Origin of the sequence: Luteibacter sp. NPDC031894, from assembly GCF_050273135.1 — a bacterium.
Classification (GTDB): domain Bacteria; phylum Pseudomonadota; class Gammaproteobacteria; order Xanthomonadales; family Rhodanobacteraceae; genus Luteibacter.
The window spans coordinates 515,935-535,528 of record NZ_JBNNMV010000001.1; the positions used below are offsets into that span (position 1 = coordinate 515,935).

At 66.1% G+C, this 19,594-nt stretch carries 19 protein-coding genes; 14 read left to right on the forward strand and 5 right to left on the reverse strand.

What is annotated here, in order from left to right; all coding sequences use genetic code 11:
* Window positions 1–148 precede the first annotated feature (148 nt).
* Window positions 149–460, forward strand: a complete 312-nt coding sequence (locus tag ACQKIE_RS02625) for a hypothetical protein (RefSeq protein ID WP_427455472.1) — start codon at window positions 149–151, stop codon at window positions 458–460.
* 4 nt (window positions 461–464) lie between these two features.
* A complete protein-coding gene (locus ACQKIE_RS02630) occupies window positions 465–2,264 on the forward strand; it encodes a diguanylate cyclase (RefSeq protein WP_427455474.1) in 1,800 nt (599 codons plus the stop codon).
* Between the two features lie 85 nt (window positions 2,265–2,349).
* Here the strand turns inward: ACQKIE_RS02630 and ykgO are convergent, their stop codons facing one another.
* From ykgO to ACQKIE_RS02650, 4 genes are all read right to left on the reverse strand, one after another.
* Window positions 2,350–2,475, reverse strand: a complete 126-nt coding sequence (gene ykgO, locus ACQKIE_RS02635) for a type B 50S ribosomal protein L36 (RefSeq protein ID WP_029213509.1) — start codon at window positions 2,473–2,475, stop codon at window positions 2,350–2,352.
* An 88-nt stretch (window positions 2,476–2,563) separates the two neighbouring features.
* Complete coding sequence (locus tag ACQKIE_RS02640; RefSeq protein WP_427455477.1) at window positions 2,564–3,478, reverse strand: LysR substrate-binding domain-containing protein; 915 nt, start codon at window positions 3,476–3,478, stop codon at window positions 2,564–2,566.
* Between the two features lie 316 nt (window positions 3,479–3,794).
* A complete protein-coding gene (locus tag ACQKIE_RS02645) occupies window positions 3,795–4,430 on the reverse strand; it encodes a CoA transferase subunit B (RefSeq protein WP_427455479.1) in 636 nt (211 codons plus the stop codon).
* Window positions 4,431–4,441: 11 nt separating this feature from the next.
* Entirely contained in the window at window positions 4,442–5,161 is a 720-nt protein-coding gene (locus ACQKIE_RS02650; protein ID WP_427455481.1) for a CoA transferase subunit A, read from the reverse strand.
* A gap of 169 nt (window positions 5,162–5,330) precedes the next feature.
* Between ACQKIE_RS02650 and gndA the strand changes: the two genes are divergently transcribed.
* Together gndA and gspD are read left to right on the forward strand one after the other, a co-directional pair.
* Window positions 5,331–6,743, forward strand: a complete 1,413-nt coding sequence (gndA, locus tag ACQKIE_RS02655) for an NADP-dependent phosphogluconate dehydrogenase (protein ID WP_427455483.1) — start codon at window positions 5,331–5,333, stop codon at window positions 6,741–6,743.
* Between the two features lie 162 nt (window positions 6,744–6,905).
* A complete protein-coding gene (gene gspD, locus ACQKIE_RS02660) occupies window positions 6,906–9,239 on the forward strand; it encodes a type II secretion system secretin GspD (protein WP_427455485.1) in 2,334 nt (777 codons plus the stop codon).
* Between the two features lie 42 nt (window positions 9,240–9,281).
* On the opposite strand, the gene ACQKIE_RS02665 is transcribed toward gspD, so the two are convergent.
* Complete coding sequence (locus ACQKIE_RS02665; protein WP_427455487.1) at window positions 9,282–9,638, reverse strand: hypothetical protein; 357 nt, start codon at window positions 9,636–9,638, stop codon at window positions 9,282–9,284.
* Between the two features lie 184 nt (window positions 9,639–9,822).
* Here ACQKIE_RS02665 and ACQKIE_RS02670 point away from each other — a divergent pair, with 184 nt between their 5' ends.
* The 10 genes from ACQKIE_RS02670 (at window position 9,823) to ACQKIE_RS02715 (ending at window position 19,588) form a co-directional block, all read left to right on the forward strand.
* On the forward strand, window positions 9,823–10,527 hold the full coding sequence (locus ACQKIE_RS02670) for an STN domain-containing protein (RefSeq protein WP_427455489.1): 705 nt from the start codon (window positions 9,823–9,825) through the stop codon (window positions 10,525–10,527).
* A gap of 2 nt (window positions 10,528–10,529) precedes the next feature.
* On the forward strand, window positions 10,530–11,069 hold the full coding sequence (locus ACQKIE_RS02675) for an RNA polymerase sigma factor (protein WP_427455491.1): 540 nt from the start codon (window positions 10,530–10,532) through the stop codon (window positions 11,067–11,069).
* 5 nt (window positions 11,070–11,074) lie between these two features.
* On the forward strand, window positions 11,075–12,040 hold the full coding sequence (locus ACQKIE_RS02680) for a FecR family protein (RefSeq protein ID WP_427455493.1): 966 nt from the start codon (window positions 11,075–11,077) through the stop codon (window positions 12,038–12,040).
* Window positions 12,041–12,174: 134 nt separating this feature from the next.
* Window positions 12,175–13,785, forward strand: a complete 1,611-nt coding sequence (locus ACQKIE_RS02685) for a ShlB/FhaC/HecB family hemolysin secretion/activation protein (protein ID WP_427455495.1) — start codon at window positions 12,175–12,177, stop codon at window positions 13,783–13,785.
* A 37-nt stretch (window positions 13,786–13,822) separates the two neighbouring features.
* Window positions 13,823–15,598: a DUF2341 domain-containing protein gene (locus ACQKIE_RS02690; RefSeq protein WP_427455497.1), complete on the forward strand. Its 1,776-nt coding sequence runs from the start codon at window positions 13,823–13,825 to the stop codon at window positions 15,596–15,598.
* Window positions 15,599–15,608: 10 nt separating this feature from the next.
* Window positions 15,609–16,016: an ExbD/TolR family protein gene (locus tag ACQKIE_RS02695; protein ID WP_427455499.1), complete on the forward strand. Its 408-nt coding sequence runs from the start codon at window positions 15,609–15,611 to the stop codon at window positions 16,014–16,016.
* A 4-nt stretch (window positions 16,017–16,020) separates the two neighbouring features.
* Window positions 16,021–16,701, forward strand: a complete 681-nt coding sequence (locus ACQKIE_RS02700) for an energy transducer TonB family protein (RefSeq protein ID WP_427455501.1) — start codon at window positions 16,021–16,023, stop codon at window positions 16,699–16,701.
* 34 nt (window positions 16,702–16,735) lie between these two features.
* A complete protein-coding gene (locus tag ACQKIE_RS02705) occupies window positions 16,736–18,442 on the forward strand; it encodes a putative porin (protein WP_427455503.1) in 1,707 nt (568 codons plus the stop codon).
* Between the two features lie 9 nt (window positions 18,443–18,451).
* On the forward strand, window positions 18,452–19,078 hold the full coding sequence (locus ACQKIE_RS02710; protein WP_427455505.1) for a hypothetical protein: 627 nt from the start codon (window positions 18,452–18,454) through the stop codon (window positions 19,076–19,078).
* Between the two features lie 126 nt (window positions 19,079–19,204).
* Window positions 19,205–19,588, forward strand: a complete 384-nt coding sequence (locus ACQKIE_RS02715) for a hypothetical protein (protein WP_427455507.1) — start codon at window positions 19,205–19,207, stop codon at window positions 19,586–19,588.
* Window positions 19,589–19,594 lie beyond the last annotated feature (6 nt).

The window sequence follows — 19,594 nt, forward strand, 5'->3', positions numbered from 1 at the left end:
ATCCGGAGACGGTCACAGTCCCTTCGGCCGGGCCGATCGGCCTACTATTCCGGGGGCTCGCGGAGGACTATGATCCGCTCGCGAGCGACCTCGAGGGGAGGAGTGCCGCGAGGGCAGGGGTGGTGCCCCGGCTCAAAGGACGAGACAGATGGGGAAGGTCATCGAATTCCTGGCGCGGGCCGGCAGCGATGCGTCGCTGCGTCACGCCTCCGTGGACACCGTGCGCGCGGCTTTGCTCGAAGCCGGCATCGACGACGACGACATCTGCGACCTTGTGGCCGCCAACGACGGAGACGGCCTTCGCGCCCACCTTGGGCTGCGCGTGTTCTTCGGTTCGCAATTGCCGGTCGGACCCGGGCACGAGGAGGAGGAAGCTCCCCTCGATGGCGAGGACGAGGACGGGGACGGCGAGCCGGACGGCAACATCTCCCGTACACCCGCCGCGGACTCGCTCAGTTGAGGCCGTGAAGAAGGCCTTACCCCACGCGTTCTCCCTGCTGGTCACCGTGTTGCTGGTGGTCGGCACCACCGCGCGGGCAACGCCGAACGAAGCCGGCAATCCATCGTCGAACGAAGCCATCCTCGTACGCGCGGACGACATCAAGATCGCGGACTTCGAGACCTTCGGCCGTCTCATCGACAACCTGGCCACGCGCGATGCGAAGCTCGCGCCTGCCGAGCATTGGAAGCTGCGCTTCCTCCAGGGCTGGCGTTCCACCTGGATCGGCGACTACGAGGCCGGCCGGAAAGCACTCGAGGACGTGGCCGACAATGCTCCCGACAACCTGCTGCGCTTCCGCGCCACGGCGACGCTGATCAACCTGCTCGGCGTCGGCCATCGTTACCAGGACGCCTTCATCCGCTTGAACCAGTTACAGGAAATGATGCCCTCGATTCGTGATCGGCGAGCACGCTTCCAGGGGCTCGGCGAGGCGTCGCAATTGTTGAGTTCCGCCGGCCAGTTCGAGCAGGCGGAAGCCTACGCGCGCGAGATGATGGAAAATCCGCCACCGGGCCAGACCATGTGCGTCGGGGCGCAGCACGTGCTCCGTGCGCAGCGCGAGGCGAACCAGCTGCGGACGCTCGACCCGATGTACCTGCGGGCGGTCGAGATGTGCGATGCGACGGGGAACGATGTTTTCGCGGACACGATGCGTGCGGACATCGCCGCCTTCCACCTGTCCCAGGGGCGGCCGGCGGAAGCGGTGAAAGTGCTGACGGAGAGTCGCGAGGGCCTGCGCGCGTTGAACTACGCGGTGCTGATGACGGAATACGATGCGACGCTTGCGCAGGCGTACCTCAAGCTGGGCGACCTGGCCAATGCGCGGCGCTACGGCCTGTCCGCGGTGGCAGGATCGATCAAGGGCGAGTTCACCGATCCTCGCCGCACGGGTTACGGCGTGCTTTATGAGGTCGAACGCCGCCTGGGCAACGTGCAGGCCGCCCTGGCTTACCACGAGAAATACATGGAGGCCGACAAGGCCTATCTGAACGACCTGAGCGCGCGCAGCCTCGCATTCCAGATCGTCGACCAGCAATTGCTGGCGCGGAAGGCCGAAGTCGACGCGCTGAACAAGCAGAACGAAATCCTCCGGCTCACCGGCGCGCTCGACCGCAAGGAAGTGGAGACGGGTCGCCTGTATATCGTGGTATTGCTTGCGAGCCTTGGCGCGATCGGCTGGCTGTTGCTATGGCTGCGGCGATCGCAACTGCGCTTCATGAAGCTTGCCCGGCGCGACGGACTCACCGGTATCTGCAATCGCGAACATTTCGTCGAGCAGGCGCAGCGCGTGCTGGCGTATGGCGCTCGCTCCGATCGCGGCGCGTGCCTCATCCTGTTCGACCTTGATCATTTCAAGAACGTCAACGACACGCATGGCCACGCGGTTGGCGACGAGGTGCTGAAGCGCGCTGTGGATGTCTGCCGTCGCGCCTTGCATGCCTGCGACGTGTTCGGCCGCCTCGGCGGCGAGGAATTCGCGGTGCTCCTGCCCGATTGCAGTCCGGCGCAAGCGCGTGCCCGCGCCGAACAGCTGCGCCTCTCGATCGCCGCCACGTCCGCCACGCAGGCACGACCGACCCTGGCGGTGACGGCGAGTTTCGGTATCGCCGGCACGACGCAGTGCGGTTTCGAATTGCATCGCTTGCTCGTGGTCGCCGATGCGGCGCTTTATCGGGCGAAGCGCGCAGGGCGCAATTGCGTGTTCATGGGCGATACGGGAGATATCCCCGACTCTCCTTACCTCAGCGAAGCGAGGGGGTAGACGGGCGCCACGTGTCGGCAGGCATGCCGACAGGCATAAAAAAAGGCCGCTTTCGCGGCCTTTTTATCGACACGTCGCAGCTGGATCAGCGCTGACGAGCCTTGAAACGGGGATTGCTCTTGCAGATCACGAACACTTTGCCGCGACGGCGAACGACTTTGCAGTCACGGTGACGCGACTTCGCGGACTTCAAAGAAGAAAGCACCTTCACGGCCAGCTCCTGAAACTTTAAGGACAAGGAAAAACGGGATTGTAACGGCGTTGCCGGGGTTACGCAAGCGCCGGCCACCATTAGGCTTTCAGGCCAGGCCCAGCTTGGCGCGGGCCTCACGGACGGTGCGGAGGAAGCTTTCCAGCACCGGGGACGTATTGTCCACGCGCGAGGCCACGGCGAGCAACAGGTGGGCCTCGGGGTCGTCGATCGGCACGAAGGCGACGCCTTGCAAGTGCACGACCCGGAGCGACGCCGGGACGAGCGCGACACCCAGGCCGGCCGCCACCAGGGGAAGCAGCGACGGGATCTGTTGCGCCTCCTGGCGGATCTGGGGGCGGAAGCCGGCCTTGTTGGCGAGTAGGGCGAGGCGGTCGATGAGGCTGGCGGCCTGCGCGCGCGGCGGGGCCACGAAGCGTTCCCCGGCGAGGTCGCCCATGCGCAGGACCGACTGCTTCGCCAGCCTGTGGCCGGCCGGAAGGGCCATCACCAGGGGCTCGTGGTCGATGACTTCCACGCTGAGCTGGCGCGTGTTCGCCACACCCTCCGGTTGGGCACGCAGCAAGCCCACATCGATCTGCCCGGACAGAATGGCGTCGTACTGCGCGCCGGTGAACATCTCGCCAAGGTGCAGGCTCACCCCCGGCACGGCATGGGAGAAGCGCAGGAGGGTCTCGGGCAGCGCCGGATGGAACGACACCGACACGGCATAGGCGAGCTTGAGCTGCCCGGTGAACCCCGAGGCCGCCTCGGTGACCACCGTCCGGGCGTTCTCGGCGCGCGCCAGGATGGCCTTGGCCTCGGCCAGGAAAAGCCGGCCCGGCTCGGTGAGGGCGACGCGGCGCCGATTGCGGTCGAGGAGGCGCACCCCGAGATCCGCCTCGAGGGACTGGATCTGTTGGGAGAGCGGAGGCTGGGAAATATGCAGGCGTTGGGCGGCCTGCGTGAAGCTCAGGGTCTCGGCGACCTCGACGAAGTAGCGTAGCTGGCGCAGGTCGAACATAGTCGATTTTCGAATAAGTGAGTGCCGAAAGATATATTGGCCGGAATTTCCTAGGAAATCTATGATTCGTCTCGACCTACCACCAACCCCTCCCCCTGGGTCGGTAGGTCCCTCGCCCCGCATCGACGCTAACTACCGGCATCCGGCCTACCTCCCCCCCGAGGCCCATGCTGAGGCGTCCTCTGCGGGGCGACTTCTTTTCTGCGGTCGGAAAACCTGCCGGGCTCCATCGCCGACAGGGTCGGCTCCCACCGAGCCTGGCTCTGGCTGTGGGAGCCGACCCTGTCGGCGATGCTCTCCGACCGTGGGCGCGGAATCAGACCTTCGCGATGAACTCGCAGCCGGTGCCGGCGCGGATCTGTGCCACATCCACTTCCGGCGCGAGCTCCACCAGTTCCAGGCCCTGTGGCGTCACGTCGAAGACGGCCAGGTCGGTGATGATCCGGTTCACGACACCCTTGCCCGTCAGCGGCAGGGTGCACTCGTCGAGGATTTTCGGCGAGCCGTCTTTCGCCATGTGCTCCATGAGCACCACGACGCGCTTCACGCCCGCCACGAGGTCCATGGCGCCACCCATGCCCTTCACCATCTTGCCGGGCACCATCCAGTTGGCGATGTCGCCGCTGGCCGTGACTTGCATGGCACCGAGGATGGAGATGTCGATATGCCCGCCGCGAATCATGGCGAACGAGTCGGCACTCGAGAAATACGACGCGCCGGCACGGGCGGTCACCGTCTGCTTGCCGGCGTTGATGAGGTCGGCGTCCACTTCGTCGTCGGTCGGAAACGGACCGATGCCGAGCAGGCCGTTCTCCGATTGCAGCCACACGTCGACCCCATGGGGCAGGTGGTTTGCCACCATCGTCGGCAAGCCGATGCCGAGGTTCACGTAGTCGCCGTCGGAGAGTTCCAGGGCGGCGCGCTGCGCCATCTGTTCACGGGTCCAGGCCATGGTCGGTCTCCTCAGGCGCGCACGGTGCGCTGTTCGATGCGCTTGGACGGCGCGGGGTTGTGCACGATGCGGTCGACGTAGATGCCCGGCGTGTGGATCTGGTTGGGATCCAGCTCGCCGACCTCGACCATGACCTCCACTTCCGCGATGCAGACCTTGCCGGCCGTCGCGACCATCGGATTGAAGTTGCGCGCGGTCTTGCGATAGACGAGGTTGCCGGAAGGATCGGCCTTCCACGCTTTCACCAGCGCCACGTCGGCCACGATCGACCGTTCCATCACATACATGTGCCCGTCGAACTCACGGGTTTCCTTGCCTTCCGCCACCTGGGTGCCGTAGCCGGTGCGGGTGAAGAAGGCCGGAATGCCGGCGCCGCCGGCGCGCAGTTTCTCGGCGAGCGTCCCCTGCGGCGTGAACTCCACGTCGAGTTCGCCGGCGAGGAACTGACGCTCGAATTCCTTGTTCTCGCCGACATACGAGGAAATCATCTTCCTGATCTGGCGGGTGGCGAGCAGCTGGCCGAGGCCCACGCCATCGATGCCGGCATTGTTGGAGACGGCGGTGAGCCCGGTCACGCCGGAATCGCGCAGCGCCTCGATCAACAGCTCCGGGATGCCGCAAAGGCCGAAGCCTCCGACTGCGACGGTCTGTCCGTCGGCCACGAGACCCGCCAGTGCCTCGCGGGCGCTGGCGACGCGTTTGTCGCGCGAATGCGACTTCACCTGGTTCATGCGCATCGATTCCTTCCGGGCGGTCCGCCGCCGGTTCGCCGCCCATGATAGCCGAGCCCGCCGGAAGCTCTCGCCGCAGTGCGGGAAACTTCCAAGAACCGATGGCGCGATGGCGCTTTGATGGCAATCGTTCCATCCTCGACCTCTCCCTTCCGAGCCGGAGTCCCCCGTGAGCAAACAGAAGATCGGCGTCATTGGCATGGCCGTCATGGGCCGCAACCTTGCCTGGAACATCGAGAGCCGCGGTCACGCGGTGTCCATCTTCAACCGCAGCAAGGAAAAGACGGATGACGTGATGGCGGAAAGCCCGGGTCGCAAGCTGGTGCCGTCGTACACGCTCGAGGACTTCGTGGAATCGTTGGAAAAGCCGCGCCGGATCCTGCTCATGGTGCAGGCGGGCGCCGGCACGGATGCCGTGATCGATCAGCTGCGTCCCTTGCTCGACAAGGGCGACATCCTCATCGATGGCGGCAACACCTATTACAAGGACACCGTCCGTCGCGCCGAACAACTCGCCGCCGATGGCCTGCATTTCATCGGTACCGGCGTCTCGGGTGGCGAGGAGGGCGCATTGAAGGGGCCCTCGATCATGCCGGGCGGGCCCCGCGACGCCTACGACCTCGTGGCGCCGATCCTGACGGAAATCGCGGCTCGGGCGCCCGACGGCGAACCTTGCGTGATGTACATCGGTCCGGGCGGCGCCGGACATTACGTGAAGATGGTGCACAACGGCATTGAATACGGCGACATGCAGCTCATCGCGGAAAGCTACGCCGTGCTCAAGCACGTGGCCGGCTTGTCCAACGAGGAACTGGCCGACGTGTACCGGGAGTGGAACGAGGGCGAGCTCGACAGCTTCCTCATCGAGATCACGTCGAAGATATTCCGCCGGAAGGACGAGAAGAGCGGCAAGATGCTCGTGGACGTGATCCTGGACCGCGCCGCACAGAAAGGGACCGGTAAGTGGACGAGCCAGAGTGCCCTCGACCTCGGCGTGCCCCTTACCCTGATTACGGAGTCCGTGTTCGCCCGCGTGCTCTCCTCGATGAAGGAGGAGCGCGTCGTGGCGAGCCGACAGCTCGCCGGTCCGAAGGCTGAAGGGTTCGGCGGCGACCGCAAGGCGTTCATCGAGTCGGTGCGCCGCGCGCTCTACATGAGCAAGATCATTTCCTACGCGCAGGGGTTCGCCCAGCTGCGCGCGGCGTCGGATGAGAACCAGTGGGACCTCGATTACGGCGGCATCGCCAAGATCTTCCGCGCCGGCTGCATCATCCGCGCCCGCTTCCTGCAAAAGATCACCGACGCCTACCGCAACGACGGGGCCCTGAAGAACCTGCTGCTCGACCCCTATTTCCGCGACGTGGCCCAGTCCTACCAGGCGGCCTTGCGCGAGGTGGTGGGAGAGGCGGTGCGCGTGGGTGTGCCAGTGCCGGGCTTCTCCGCGGCGATCGCGTACTACGACAGCTACCGGGCCGAGACACTTCCGGCGAACCTCATCCAGGCACAGCGCGACTATTTCGGGGCGCATACCTTCGAAAGGGTGGACGAAAAGGGCAGCTTCCACGCGGAATGGGTCGAATGACGGTCCGCGCAGGAACTTTAGGCATGGTGTAGGTTCAATCCCGTGAAGCACGTCAGCCACGGGGAGCTAGCGCTGTAACAACCCTCCCTTTAGAGTTGACGGACCGGCAGCAGGCCAGGGGTCGGCATTCGTGCCGTGTCCAACGAGGGAGTACGTTGTTCCATGCCTAGAAGTTCCTTGATCGCCGCTACGGCGCTCGCGGTCGCGCTTGCCGGCTGCACGACGCTGCCGCAGCCGCGCGACGACGGATCCCTACAGCGCGAGGCGCTGGCCGGCACGGAGAAGCCGGCACCCCGGCCGCAGGTGGTAGGCGACACCAATCCCCCCGTGCCGCCCGTGGCGGCCCCGGACATCACCACGGGTACAGGCGAATTCGTCAGGCCCGTGGGCCTGGCCAAGCCCCGGCCGGTGACGGCGGGGGCGGGTACGGTGACCTTCAATTTCGAGAACCAGCCGGTGGAATCGGTGGTCAAGGCGATCCTGGGCGACCTGCTGCACGAGAATTACTCGATCGTGCCGGGAGTCCAGGGCAACGTCTCCTTCTCCACGTCGCAACCCGTGACCAGCGAGCAGGCCCTGCCGATCCTGGAGACCCTGCTGTCCTGGACCGGCAATTCGCTGGTGCAGACCAACGGGCGCTATGTGGTGATGCCGGCCAAGGACGCGGTGGCGGGTAACCTGGTGCCGAGCATCGGCGCGACGGCGCCGCCGGGTGGCTTGCAAGCGCGGCTGTTCCCGCTGCGCTTCATTTCGGCCACGGAGATGCAAAAACTGATCAAGCCGTTCGCGCGGCCCGACGCGACCTTGCTCGCGGACCCGACGCGCAACGTGCTGGTGATGGCGGGTACGCCGACGGAGTTGGACAACTACGAGCGCACCGTAAAGACCTTCGACGTGGACTGGCTGCGAGGGATGTCGGTGGGCGTGTTCAGCCTGCAACGGGCGGAAGTGAAGGACCTGACGCCGACGCTGGACAAGCTGTTCGGCGACAAGGGCAACACGCCGATGGCGGGCATGCTGCGCTTCATCCCGATCGAGCGGACGAATTCGCTGGTGGTGATCAGTCCGCAGCCCGCGTACCTCGAAGAGGTCAAGGGTTGGATCGACCGCATCGACCGCGGCGGCGGCAACGAGCCGCAGCTATATGTCTACGACGTGCGCAACGTGCAGGCGTCCGACCTCGCCCAGTACCTCTCCGACATTTATGGCGGCGGCTCCAGTGGCGGGCGTTCCGGCGACAGCGGCGGCCGCGTCGGCCCCGGGTTGAGCTCGGGCACGCTCGGTGGTGGCGACAGCGACCTCGGCAACCGCGACGGTTCCGGGCTCGGCAGCACGACGGGCGGTTTCGGGAACAGTTCGTCTTCCGGTTCCGGTCTGCTGAACACGACGAACAACAACGGGCTCAACGGCTCGTATTCCTCGTCGTCCGGTTTCGGCGGCGGCTCGTCGCTCGGTTCCTTCGGGTCGAACGGCAACAGCGGGCTCGGTGACGACTCGTCGTCGCGCCGGCAGCACAGCGGCCCCGTCACGACCGACGACGGGGTCCGCATCACTTCCGTGGATTCGAACAACCAGCTGATGGTGCGCTGCCGGCCTGCGCAGTGGTCCGAGATCGAACAGGCGATCAAGCGCCTCGACGCGGTCCCGCTGCAGGTGCAGATCGAGACGCGCATCCTCGAGGTGGCGTTGACCGGGCAGTTCCAATTCGGCGTGCAGTGGTACCTGGAAGGTCTTGTGGGTGGCGCCAACGGTTCAGTCGGCCAGCCTGGCAACAAACAGCAATGGGCGCTAGGCGACGGTGGCAATGTCTTCCAGCAGGGCAAAGACGCGTTCTTCTACTCCTTCGTCAACAACAATCTCTCCGTCGCACTGCGCGCGCTCGAGACCAGCGGAAACACGAAGACGCTTTCCGCGCCGTCGCTGGTGGTGCTGAATAATCAAAAGGCGCACATCCAGGTCGGCGACCAGATTCCGATCACGCAGACCTTCGTGAACACCAACGCGAATTCGGACAACACGATCGGCCAGGTCGAATACAAGGACACCGGCGTCATCCTCAACGTGCGTCCGCGCGTGAATCCAGGCGGTCTCGTCTACCTCAATATCAACCAGGTAGTGAGCGCGCCGGGCTTGAAGGACACGGCCACCGGCAATTTCCCGATCCAACAGCGCGAGGTCGCGACCCAAGTGGCGGTGCAGAGCGGGCAGACGGTCTTGCTCGGCGGCTTGATCAAACAGCAGGAAGGCGTGACCGATACCGGCATCCCGGGGCTTAACCGCATTCCGGTCGTTGGCCGCCTGTTCGGCTCGACCACCCGTAACCGCGACCGCACCGAACTGATCGTTTTGATCACCCCGCGTGTGATCAGCAACGGCAACGACGCCAAGCAAGTCACGGACGAGTACCAGCAGAAGTTCGAGTCGCTGCGTCCGTTCCGCGCCGAGGCGAAGCTGGGCAGCGGCGAACCCACGGTGACGGTGCCGCTCAAACCCTGACCCGTTATCCTCCTGCCAGCAGGAGGGTTCGTGGATCGACGCTCAGCGGGTCAATGGGGTGGGGTAGGTGACCTTCGGGCGATAAGGCTGGACCGAGCTGCCCAGGTTCGGGCCCATGCGATGGCGTAAGCCGCTGGCGTTGTAGAGGCCGAGCGTGTTGCTGGGCCGCTGTCCCGGCTCGCTCCCGAGTGTCGGCGGTGGTGTCGATGGCGTGACGGCCATCATGCGGTTGAGGCAGTCGTACGACAGCGATGACGACGTGCCGTGGGCGGGCCGTGCGCAGCCCGCCTCTGCCGTGGCCTGGACCCCAGGCAATGTAATCACCGTCTGCGACGACACGCTCGCCGAGAGTGCGAGCAGTGCCGTCCCCAACATGGCGACCCCCGAGCGCATTCGCATCGCTGCTCCTTCGTAGCCTTCGTCTACGCAATATCACGTAACCGGTTGCAGCGGTAAGCGAATCCGGCGGTGTCACGGACTTGTCATTAATCATGTCACCGTCCCGGCGCCGTTCTGTCATTTGGCGCACCTAGCCTTGCCCGGAGACGAGTAACCGTCCTATCCCCCTGCGTGAGGAATGAACGTGGCACGGAGCGTCCTAGCGCTCGTCGCGTGCATGGTCCTGTTCGCGCACCCGGGGGCGGTGGCACAGGTACGGACGTCGTCAGGACAGACACAGGGGGCGGAAGGAACGCATGCGCCAGCGCGCTTCGACATCGACGCACAAGGCCTCGCCGCGGCACTGCGTGCCTTCAGCGAGGCATCGGGGTCGGCCGTGCTTTTCGATGACGCCCTTGTCGCCGACAAGCAGACCGCGGGCATCCATGGCGAAGCCTCGCCGCGCGACGCCTTGCGCATCCTCCTCGTCGGGACCGGCCTGGACGCGCATTTCTCGTCCATGAATGCCTTCACCGTCACATCGTCGGCAACCGCGCCATCCCGTGGCCCGCTTGCGCCGGACGCCGCGGCGGAGGGGACACCGGTGCTCGGCGACGGCGATGCCGCCGAACTGCAATCCGCCATCGAGCAGGTCCTCTGTGCCCGTGCCGCCACCCGACCGGGCGCGTTCCGGCTGGCCATGCAGTTGTGGATCGAGCCATCCGGCCGTGTCGCGAACGTCATCGCGCTCGCACCGTCGGACAATGCGACGAGGGACGAGCAGGTGCGCGTGGCACTGCACACGATGCACCTGCCGGCGGCACTCCATCGCTTCAGTCCCGTGACCGTCCTCCTCGCTCCGGGGCCGGGACGCGCGGACCCCTGTGCATCGCGTGCATGGGCGGGTTGAACATGGAGACCACCTTGCTCGGCACTTTCCTCGATAACTACGAGGACTTTCGCCGTCGCCTGCGACGACGGCTGCGCTCAGACGACCTGGTGGACGACGTGCTCCAGGAGACGTACCTGAAAGTGGAGCGCCTGGCCTCGGATAAGGAGCACGCGAAGCAGAATCCCACGGCCTACCTGTTCCGCATGGCGCTCAACCTGGCGGTGGACCAGCATCGCGGCTCCGCGCGGCTCCTGACCGGCATCGAGGTCGAGGAACTCCTGCACGGCGTCGACGCCGCCGTCGACCCGCCCACCGTCCTGGCCTCGCGCCAGGACCTCGAGGCCCTCGGTGCGGCCCTGGACGCCCTTACGCGTCGCCAGCGCGACATCCTCGTCGCGGCGCGCGTCGACGAACAACCGCACACCGACATCGCGGCCCGCCATGGCATATCCGTACGCATGGTCGGCAAGGAATTGAAGAAGGCACTTGAGACCTGTGCCACAAAAGTGGGACGCCGGTCGATACAACGGTTCGGTCCTGGTGCGGGCGATCCGTCTTGAGCGGTATGGGAACGACCCGCATCGAGGAGAGCGAACGTCAGGCACGAGCGTGGCTCGTCCACCTGACGTCGGGCACGGCTACCCGGGAGGATGGCGAGGCGTTCCGCCGCTGGTGCCTGTCCAGCGAGCAGCATGCCGAAGCGTTCGCGCGCGCGCGTCGCATGTGGGAGGACCTGGGCCCTGCGATCGCCGCGCATACGCGCCCCGAGCGGGGCGACCATGCGCCTCAGCGCCATCGCGTGCGCATGGGGCGACGGGCGTTCGTCACCACCGCCATCGGCGCGTCGGTCGCGGCGGTGCTCCTTGCGCGCATCGACCTGGACCGCGTGTTCCGCAGCGGCGGCGTGGGACGCTTGCGCACCGCCGTGGGAGAACAGCGCCGCGTGGACGTCGTACCGGGCGTGACCGTCGAAATGAACACCGCAACCGATATCGCCCTGCGCGGCACCGGCAAGGCCGTCACGGGGATGCGCCTGCGCAGTGGCGAGGCGGTGGTCCGTATCGACGCGTCGCGGAAGGCAGGGTTCGTCGTCGATATCGGCGACGCGACGGTGGCTTCGACGCCGGGTTCCGCGGTGGCCGTGCGCTGCATCGACAGCGAGTCGGTGGTGACCTGCCTCGACGGCCAGGCGCTGCTCTCGCTGGGTTCGACGGAATCGCTGGTGAAGCCTGCCCAACAGGTGTCGTTCGACGCGCGTGGCATCGCCGCGGCGGTGGCGGTCAATCCCGACACCGCGCTGGCGTGGCGCAACCGCGTGCTGATCTACGACAACCAGCCGCTCGCCCAGGTGGTCGCCGACATCAACCGCTACCGTCCGGGTCGCATCGTGATTACCGATCGCGCGCTAGGCGATCGCCGCGTGCATGCGCGCTTCACGCTCGACCAGATGGCCGACGTCGCCACGTTGATCCAGGACGCCTATGGCGCGCACGCCACCCATCTCCCGGGCGGTTGGGTCCTGCTGAGCTGAGTGCACCGGCGGGCGCTCGTTGCCCGGTGAATTTTTTATGACAACGGTTCAGTGCCACCCGTGTCCACGCGTCTTGTGGGCAGACGGAACAGCAGGGGATCGAGTGTGCAAGCACGAGCAGTACGGGTGAACGCATGAGGCGTCCCGCGAGCCATCGGCGCGCGCACGCGCTGGCGCTGGCCGTGTCCCTTGGCCTCGCTTCCGCCGCGCCGGCCCAGGACGCGCCGACGTCGTTCGACGTCAATGAATACGTCGTCGACGGCAACTCCGCGTTGCAGCCGCTGGATATCGAGACGGCCGTGTACCCGTTCCTCGGGCCCGGCAAGTCGATGAACGACGTGACGGCGGCGCGCGAGGCCCTGCAGAAGGCTTACCAGGCGCACGGTTACCAGTCGGTGGTGGTGGACCTGCCGCCGCAGCAGGTGAAGGGTGGGGTGATCCGCTTCCAGGTGACGGAGAACGTCATCGGCCGCGTGCGCGTGGAAGGGGCGACCTATCGCTCGCCGAAGGATATCCGCGACGCGGTACCGGCGCTGCGCGAGGGCTCGGTGCCGGACTTCACGCAGGCGCAAACGCAGCTCACCGAGGTGAACCGGCGCAGCGGCGCCCAGGTGCTGCCGGTGCTGACACCCGGCAAGCTGCCGCAGACGATGGACGTGACCCTGAAGGTGACAGACGCATCCCCGTTGCATGCGAGCCTGGAGGTCAATAACGACCACAGCGTGAACACGCCGGAGCTGCGCACCGTCGCCAGCGTGCGTGACGACAACCTGTTCCAGGAGGGCCACGCGGCCTCGCTCACCTACATCGTGGCGCCGCAGCACCGCGACGCGGCGGAAGTCTGGGCCGGCTCGTACATGGTTCCCCTCGGGGGCAACTGGAGCATCCTCGCCTCGGGATACAAATCCAACAGCAACGCCAATGCGGTGGGCGGCACGACGGTGCTCGGCAAGGGCAACGCCGTGGGCTTCAACATCATCCGCAACCTCCCGACGCACGGCGACTACTCGCAGTCGTTGTCGATGGGCCTGACGCGCAAGCACTTCGACCAGAACATCAGCCTGGCCGACCAGACCTCCAAGGCACCGATCACCTATATCCCCCTCAACGTGACGTACCAAGGGCAGTCGATCGGCGAGAAATCCTCGAGCACGATTGCCATCGGCGGCACCCTGGGCTTTCGCGCCGGCGGCAGCAGCGCCGCCGAATTCGATAACCAACGCTACAAGGCCCGGGCAAACTTCTTTTACGTGAAGCTGGACGGCGGCCACACGCGCACGTTGGACAACGGCTTCAGCGTCGCCGGTCGCCTCGGCATGCAGCTGTCGAACTCGTCGTTGATCTCCAGCGAGCAGTACGCGGCGGGTGGCGAAAGCACCGTCCGCGGCTACCTCGAAGCCGAGCAGACCGCCGATCACGGCGCCATCGGGTCGCTGGAAGTGCGTTCGCCGTCGATCGCGTCGCACCTCGGCGAGTGGGTGAGCGACCTGCGCCTGCATGCCTTCGTCGACGCCGCGCACCTTGTGTTGATGAATGCGTTGCCGAGCCTCATCGATCCAGCGCATCCGGACGCCGGCAGTACGCGCGTCCGCAGCTACAACCTGTCCAGCGCAGGCATCGGTACCCGCTTCCAGGTCTTCAACATCGCCACCGGTGCCTTGGAGGTCGCTTACCCGTTCAAGGACGGACAGGCGACGCGGGCGCACGACACGCGCATTCATTTTTCTCTCAAGGCGGATCTCTGACCGGCAGGTCGGAGCACAGACTTCCAGGGGTAATACCGTGACTCGATTCTTGCTACTGACCTGCGTGCTGATCCTCGGCTGGATACCCGCGGCGAACGCCGATGCCTCCTGGTGGAACCAGGACTTCGCCTTCCGCAAGGCCATCACTGTCGACACCACCGCCAAGGGTGGCAACGTCGCCACCGCCGTGGGACGCGTGCCGTTGCTGGTTCGCCTCCACTCCGGCAACTTCACCTTCGACGGTGTTTCCGAGAATGGCGCCGACGTGCGCTTCGTCGCCGCCGACGACAAGACCGCCTTGAACTACCAGATCGAGAGCTTCGATCCGGTGCTTGGCGTGGCCCTGGTGTGGGTCGACGTACCGCAGATGGGCGCGGACAGCCAGCAGCAGATCTGGATGTATTACGGCAATCCGAAGGCCCAGGGTGGCGAGAAGGCCGGGGCCGTCTTCGATGCCGACTATGCGGCCGTCTATCATTTCGAGGAAGCCGCAGGCACGCCACCGCGCGACGCCACGGCGTATGCCAATAACGCCGTCGGCAACGACATCCTCACGGCCGATGGCATTATCGGCAAGGCGGCCCGGTTCGACGGCTCGAAGGTGGTGACGCTGCCGGGCAGCGTGTCGATGAACGTGGCCGAGGGTGGGACCTTTACGTTCAGTGCCTGGGTCAAGCCCGACCCACTGCCGAACGGACGCGCGTTGGTCTATGCGCGCCGTCAGGGCGACCAGAAGCTGTTTATCGGGCTCGACAAAGGCGTGCCATTCGTCCAGGTGGACGATGCCGTCAGTCCCGCCGGTGAAGCGATCAAGGCCGGCAGCTGGACGCACCTCGCCGTCACCGCCGCCGGCAACGACATCGAGCTTTATGTCGACGGTCGCCCCTACGCAAAGCTCGACGCGAAGGTGCCGGCGATGACCAGCCAGGCCACGCTCGGTGGCGACGTCGCCGGCCAGTCCGAGACCTTGGCCCCTTTCACCGGCATGCTCGATGAAGTGCGCCTCTCGCGCGTGGCCCGCCCGGCGGCGCTCCTTGCCGTGGATGCGCAGGCACAGGGCGCCGAATCGAAGCTGCTGAGCTACGGTGCCGACGAAAAGCAGTCGGGCGTGGGCTTCGGGTACTTCGGCATCATCGTGAAATCGGTCACTGCCGACGCCTGGGTCGTCATCGGCATCCTGCTCGTGATGGCCGCGATCTCATGGCTGGTGATGTGGCAGCGCGCGGCGTACGTGAACAAAGTGAGCCGCGCCAACGAAGACTTCCTCGACGCGTTCCGCGACCAGGGGCGCAACATTCTTGCGCTGTCGCGCGACCCGACCGCCTCGCGTCTCGGTGATGCCTCCCTCTATCGCCTGTACAAGGTCGGCGCCGCGGAGGTGTGGAATCGACGCGACGAGGACGGCCACGACCATATCGCTTCCGAATCCATCGAAGCCATCCGCGCCACCATGGACTCGGTGCTCGTCCGCGAGAACCAGGCGCTGGCGAAGTCGATGGTGCTGCTCACCATCGCCATCTCCGGCGGTCCGTTCCTGGGCCTGCTCGGTACCGTGGTCGGCGTCATGATCACGTTCGCGGCCATCGCCGCGGCGGGCGACGTCAACGTCAATGCCATCGCACCCGGTATCGCGGCGGCGCTGCTTGCCACCGTGGCGGGCCTGTTCGTCGCGATCCCCGCGCTGTTCGGCTACAACTACCTGTTGATCCGCAACAAGAACGTCACGGCGAACATGCAGGTGTTCGTCGACGAGTTCGTGACGCGCCTGGCGGAGCAACAGCGCGCCATCAAACCTTCCGCCGTCGCGGCCTGAGGAGCGGACGATGCGCGCCCAGGACGACGACAAGCCGTACGACGACATCAACATCACGCCGATGCTCGACCTGGCGTACGTGTTGCTCGTCATCTTCATCATCATGACCACCGCGTCGGTGCAGGGCATCAAGGTGAACCTGCCGAAGGCCAGCGCGGCGGTGAGCATGGCGAAGCCACAGACGAAGGCGATCACCATCGCCGACTCGGGCCAGGTATTCCTCGACGCCTACCCGGTCACGATCGACGAACTCGAGCAGCGCCTGCGGTCGCTCAAGGCGATCAATCCGGATTTCCCGGTGGTGGTGAAGGGCGATGCGACGGTCCAGTACCAGAAGGTCATGGACATCCTCGACCTCCTGCGCCGGGTGGACCTGCCGCAGGTGGGCCTGGTGACTGGCAAGGCACCGAAGGGATGAGCGCGTGAGGACGCAGCCAACCCATCGCCGTCGCCCGCGACGCTGGCTCGGGCCCGCGCTCGGCGTCGCCGCCGTGCTCCTGCTCGCCGCGCTGGTCTGGCATTTCGCCGGCAGCAGCGTCGGCGTGCGTCGCGAGGCGCCGCGCATCGCCACGATCACGCCGTTGCCCCCTCCGCCTCCGCCGCCGAAGGAAAAGCCGCCGGAGCCGAAGAAGGTGGAGGACGAAATGAAGCCTGTCGACAAACCGCAGGACATCCCGCAGAAGCCGGTCGACGCGCCCAGGCCGAGCAACGACGTCGCGAAGAACGTGACCATCAACGGCGACGCGCAGGCCGGCAGCGACAACTTCAATATCGGGGCCGGCGACGGCGGCGGCATGATGGGTGGCGGTGGCGGCAACGGAACCGGCACGGGCAGTTACAACCAGTACCTGGGCTACGCCATCCAGCAGGCCGTGCAGCGCGACGACCGGGTCAACCGCCTCGTTTTCGAGGTGCGCGCCGACGTCTGGCTCGACGCCGAGGGCCGCCTCACACGCGCCGAATTGGTCGGCTCCAGCGGCAATGACAGCACCGATGCGGCGCTGGTCGACGCCTTGCGCGCGATGCCGCGCATCGACGTGGCGCCGCCCGCCTCGCTGCGTTTTCCCTTGCGCGTCGCCATCCGCGGGAAGCGTCCCGCATGAGCGTCGTCAACAAACACCTACCCGGAGAGTTCGCATGACCATCGGAAAGGCCGGCCATCGCCCCGCGCGAGCCATGCTGGCGGCCGCCATCGTCCTGGCACTGTGTGCCGGCGGCGTGCACGCGCAGAGTGCGCCGTCTGACAACGCCACCATCAACCTCGTGCGCCTCCTCGTGAAGCGTGGCGTATTGACCCAGTCTGACGCGGATGGACTCATCGCCCAGGCCAATGCCGACGCCGCACAGGCGCAGAAGCTGGCCGGCACGGCCAATGCCGCGCCGGCCGCCCCGGGCCAGGTACGCGTCACCTATGTGCCCGAGGTGGTCCGCAACCAGATCAAGGACGAGTTGCGCCAGGAAGTCGTGGCGCAGGCAAAGAGCGAGCATTGGGCGGAACCCGGCACGCTGCCTGCGTGGCTCGATCGCATCAGCTGGTCCGGCGACATGCGCGTGCGCGATGAGTTCCACTACTACGACAAAGGCAATGCCTATCCCGTGGTCGATTTTGCGCAGCTGAATCGGACGGGCCCGTACGACCTGAATGGCGTGAACCCGCCACCACTGCTCAATACGCTGGAGAACCGCACGAACTCATTGCGCATCCGTGCGCGGCTGGGCGTGAACGTGGATCTCGGCGAAAACGTGAGCGCCGGCATCCGCATCGGCACGGGTAACGACAACAACCCGGTCTCCACCACCCAGACCCTCGGTGGCGGTCTGGCCAAGAAGGACCTCTGGCTCGACCAGGCATGGCTGGCGTGGAAGCCGACGTCGTGGGCCCAGGTCATCGGCGGCCGCATGCCGAATCCGTTCATGAGCACCGACCTGGTCTATTCCAACGACCTCAATTTCGACGGCATCGTCGGCAAGTTCAACGTGCCGATGACCGACGAGATCGGCGCATTCGCGAACCTGGGCATGTTCCCGATCGAGTACCAGGCCGACGACTTTCCCTCGCAGCAGGGGATCAAGAACGCCAGCCGCGACAAGTGGATGACCGGGGCCCAGGTGGGCGGCAGCTGGAAGTTCAACGAAGACACCGAATGGAAGCTGGCGCTGGCCTACTACCGGTTCGACCACATGCGCGGCGAGCTGTCGTCGCCGTGCTCGATCTACCTCGGCGTGACCTCCTGCGATACCGATGCCACCCGCTCGGCTTTCATGCAGAAGGGCAACTCGCTCTTCCTCATCCGTGACATCGTGCCGGATCCGAACTCGCCCACGAGCTACGCGCAGCCGCAGTACGTGGGCCTGGTGTACGACTACCACGTAGCCGATGCGACCACGCAACTGGATATGAAGGTGGCGGATACGCCACTGCGTCTCGAGGCGGACTACATCCGCAACATGGCATACCACCGTCGCGACGCCTTCCGTGGCGACGTGGGCTTGAGCCGGCTGGTGAACAACTTCGGCGCCGGCGACTTCAGCGAGAACACGTACAAGAGCGGCCCGGTGGGCTGGATGGTCCGCGCCACGCTCGGGGACGTGAACCCGCACGCCGCGGGCGACTGGAACGTCGCCCTGGCCTACAAGTACCTGCAGCCGGACGCGACGCTCGATGGCCTGACCGACACCGACTTCCACCTGGGAGGCACCAACGCCAAGGGCTTCATCCTCGGTGGCAGCTACGGTATCTCGCCGTACGCCTGGCTGAGCGCGCGCTACTTCAATGCGAAGGAAGTGTTCGGCCCGCCGCTCTCGATCGACGTCTTCCAGCTTGAAATGAACGCGCGATTCTAAGGAGGCGACATGAAACGCACCGTCATCGCATTTGCATTGCTCGCGCTGTTGCCGGCGGCACAGGCGCAGACCGCCAGCCTGGAGAGCCGCATTCGCGACCAATTGCGCGAGGCGCGTACCCAGTTGCAGGACCTGCAGGCGCAGCAAGCGCAGTGGGCGTCGGAAAAGGCCGCGCTGGAAAAGGAGCGCGACGAGGCGAGACAGGCGGCAGAAGCGGCGCTTGCCGGTGCGAAGAAAGCCGCCGGCTCCTCTCCCGCGGACAGTCGGGCGCTCGCCACCGAGCGTCAGAAGCGGGAAGCGGCAGAGGCCGAGCTCCAGCGCGGCAAGGCAGACGCCGGCGCCACGGCCATGGCGCTGCGAACCGCGGAAGCGGAGCGTTCACGGCTGGCGAAGGACCTGGAGGCGACGAAGGGGCAGGTGGATGCCTGCACCGCGCGCAACGTCCAGATGTATCGCGTGGGCCAGGACGTGATCTCGGCGTACGAAAACATCGACATGGCCGACGTGGTCGCATCGCGCCAGCCGTTCGCCGCAAAGGCACGGGCGAAGCTGGAGAACGCGGCGCAGTCGTTTGGCGACAGGCTCTACGAGCAACGTTTCGACCCGCGCGCCGGCCAGGTATCGGCGACGCCATGAAGCGGAAGAGGGGCGGCCATGTACCCAGACCATGATCTCGCGTGCCCACCGGCGTACACCGTGCCGCGACCGCGCACGTCACGCGCCCGGGCCGCGGCGGATGCGCGGATCTGCGGGATGACCTGCATGCACGCCCTCGCCGAGATGCTTCGCCAGCTTTTCGCCGCGCGACAGGTACGGGCCGCGGAAGCGTTGATGGACCGTTGCTCGCGCGAGGCGCTGGAGAAGCTGGTGAAGGAGTCCTCCGCCTTCCTGGGCTCGCGTGTGCTCTACGCCGTCGAAGACCGGTTGCGACACCGCAAGCCGCAACTCGACGACACGGCGCTGCCGACGATCCGCGCGATCGCCAGTGTGCTCAACGCGTGGCTCCACGACGGACGCCGCATGGCCATTCGTGCGGTGTTGCGTGAACTCGGCGAGGACGAGCTCAGGGAGCTTGCCGCGCTGCCCGAATTGAACGACGAAGTGGCAACGATGACCGGCGATTTCGCGGGCGGGAACGCGCCCTGATCGTTG

What these genes read in the sequence shown, in the direction of transcription:
- ACQKIE_RS02625 (WP_427455472.1), top strand. Translation starts at nt 149, where the DNA reads ATGGGGAAGGTCATCGAATTCCTGGCGCGGGCCGGCAGCGATGCGTCG.
- ACQKIE_RS02640 (WP_427455477.1), bottom strand. Translation starts at nt 3,478, where the DNA reads ATGTTCGACCTGCGCCAGCTACGCTACTTCGTCGAGGTCGCCGAGACC.
- ACQKIE_RS02645 (WP_427455479.1), bottom strand. Translation starts at nt 4,430, where the DNA reads ATGGCCTGGACCCGTGAACAGATGGCGCAGCGCGCCGCCCTGGAACTC.
- ACQKIE_RS02650 (WP_427455481.1), bottom strand. Translation starts at nt 5,161, where the DNA reads ATGAACCAGGTGAAGTCGCATTCGCGCGACAAACGCGTCGCCAGCGCC.
- gspD (WP_427455485.1), top strand. Translation starts at nt 6,906, where the DNA reads ATGCCTAGAAGTTCCTTGATCGCCGCTACGGCGCTCGCGGTCGCGCTT.
- ACQKIE_RS02665 (WP_427455487.1), bottom strand. Translation starts at nt 9,638, where the DNA reads ATGCGAATGCGCTCGGGGGTCGCCATGTTGGGGACGGCACTGCTCGCA.
- ACQKIE_RS02675 (WP_427455491.1), top strand. Translation starts at nt 10,530, where the DNA reads ATGGAGACCACCTTGCTCGGCACTTTCCTCGATAACTACGAGGACTTT.
- ACQKIE_RS02680 (WP_427455493.1), top strand. Translation starts at nt 11,075, where the DNA reads ATGGGAACGACCCGCATCGAGGAGAGCGAACGTCAGGCACGAGCGTGG.
- ACQKIE_RS02685 (WP_427455495.1), top strand. Translation starts at nt 12,175, where the DNA reads ATGAGGCGTCCCGCGAGCCATCGGCGCGCGCACGCGCTGGCGCTGGCC.
- ACQKIE_RS02695 (WP_427455499.1), top strand. Translation starts at nt 15,609, where the DNA reads ATGCGCGCCCAGGACGACGACAAGCCGTACGACGACATCAACATCACG.
- ACQKIE_RS02705 (WP_427455503.1), top strand. Translation starts at nt 16,736, where the DNA reads ATGACCATCGGAAAGGCCGGCCATCGCCCCGCGCGAGCCATGCTGGCG.
- ACQKIE_RS02710 (WP_427455505.1), top strand. Translation starts at nt 18,452, where the DNA reads ATGAAACGCACCGTCATCGCATTTGCATTGCTCGCGCTGTTGCCGGCG.
- ACQKIE_RS02715 (WP_427455507.1), top strand. Translation starts at nt 19,205, where the DNA reads ATGCACGCCCTCGCCGAGATGCTTCGCCAGCTTTTCGCCGCGCGACAG.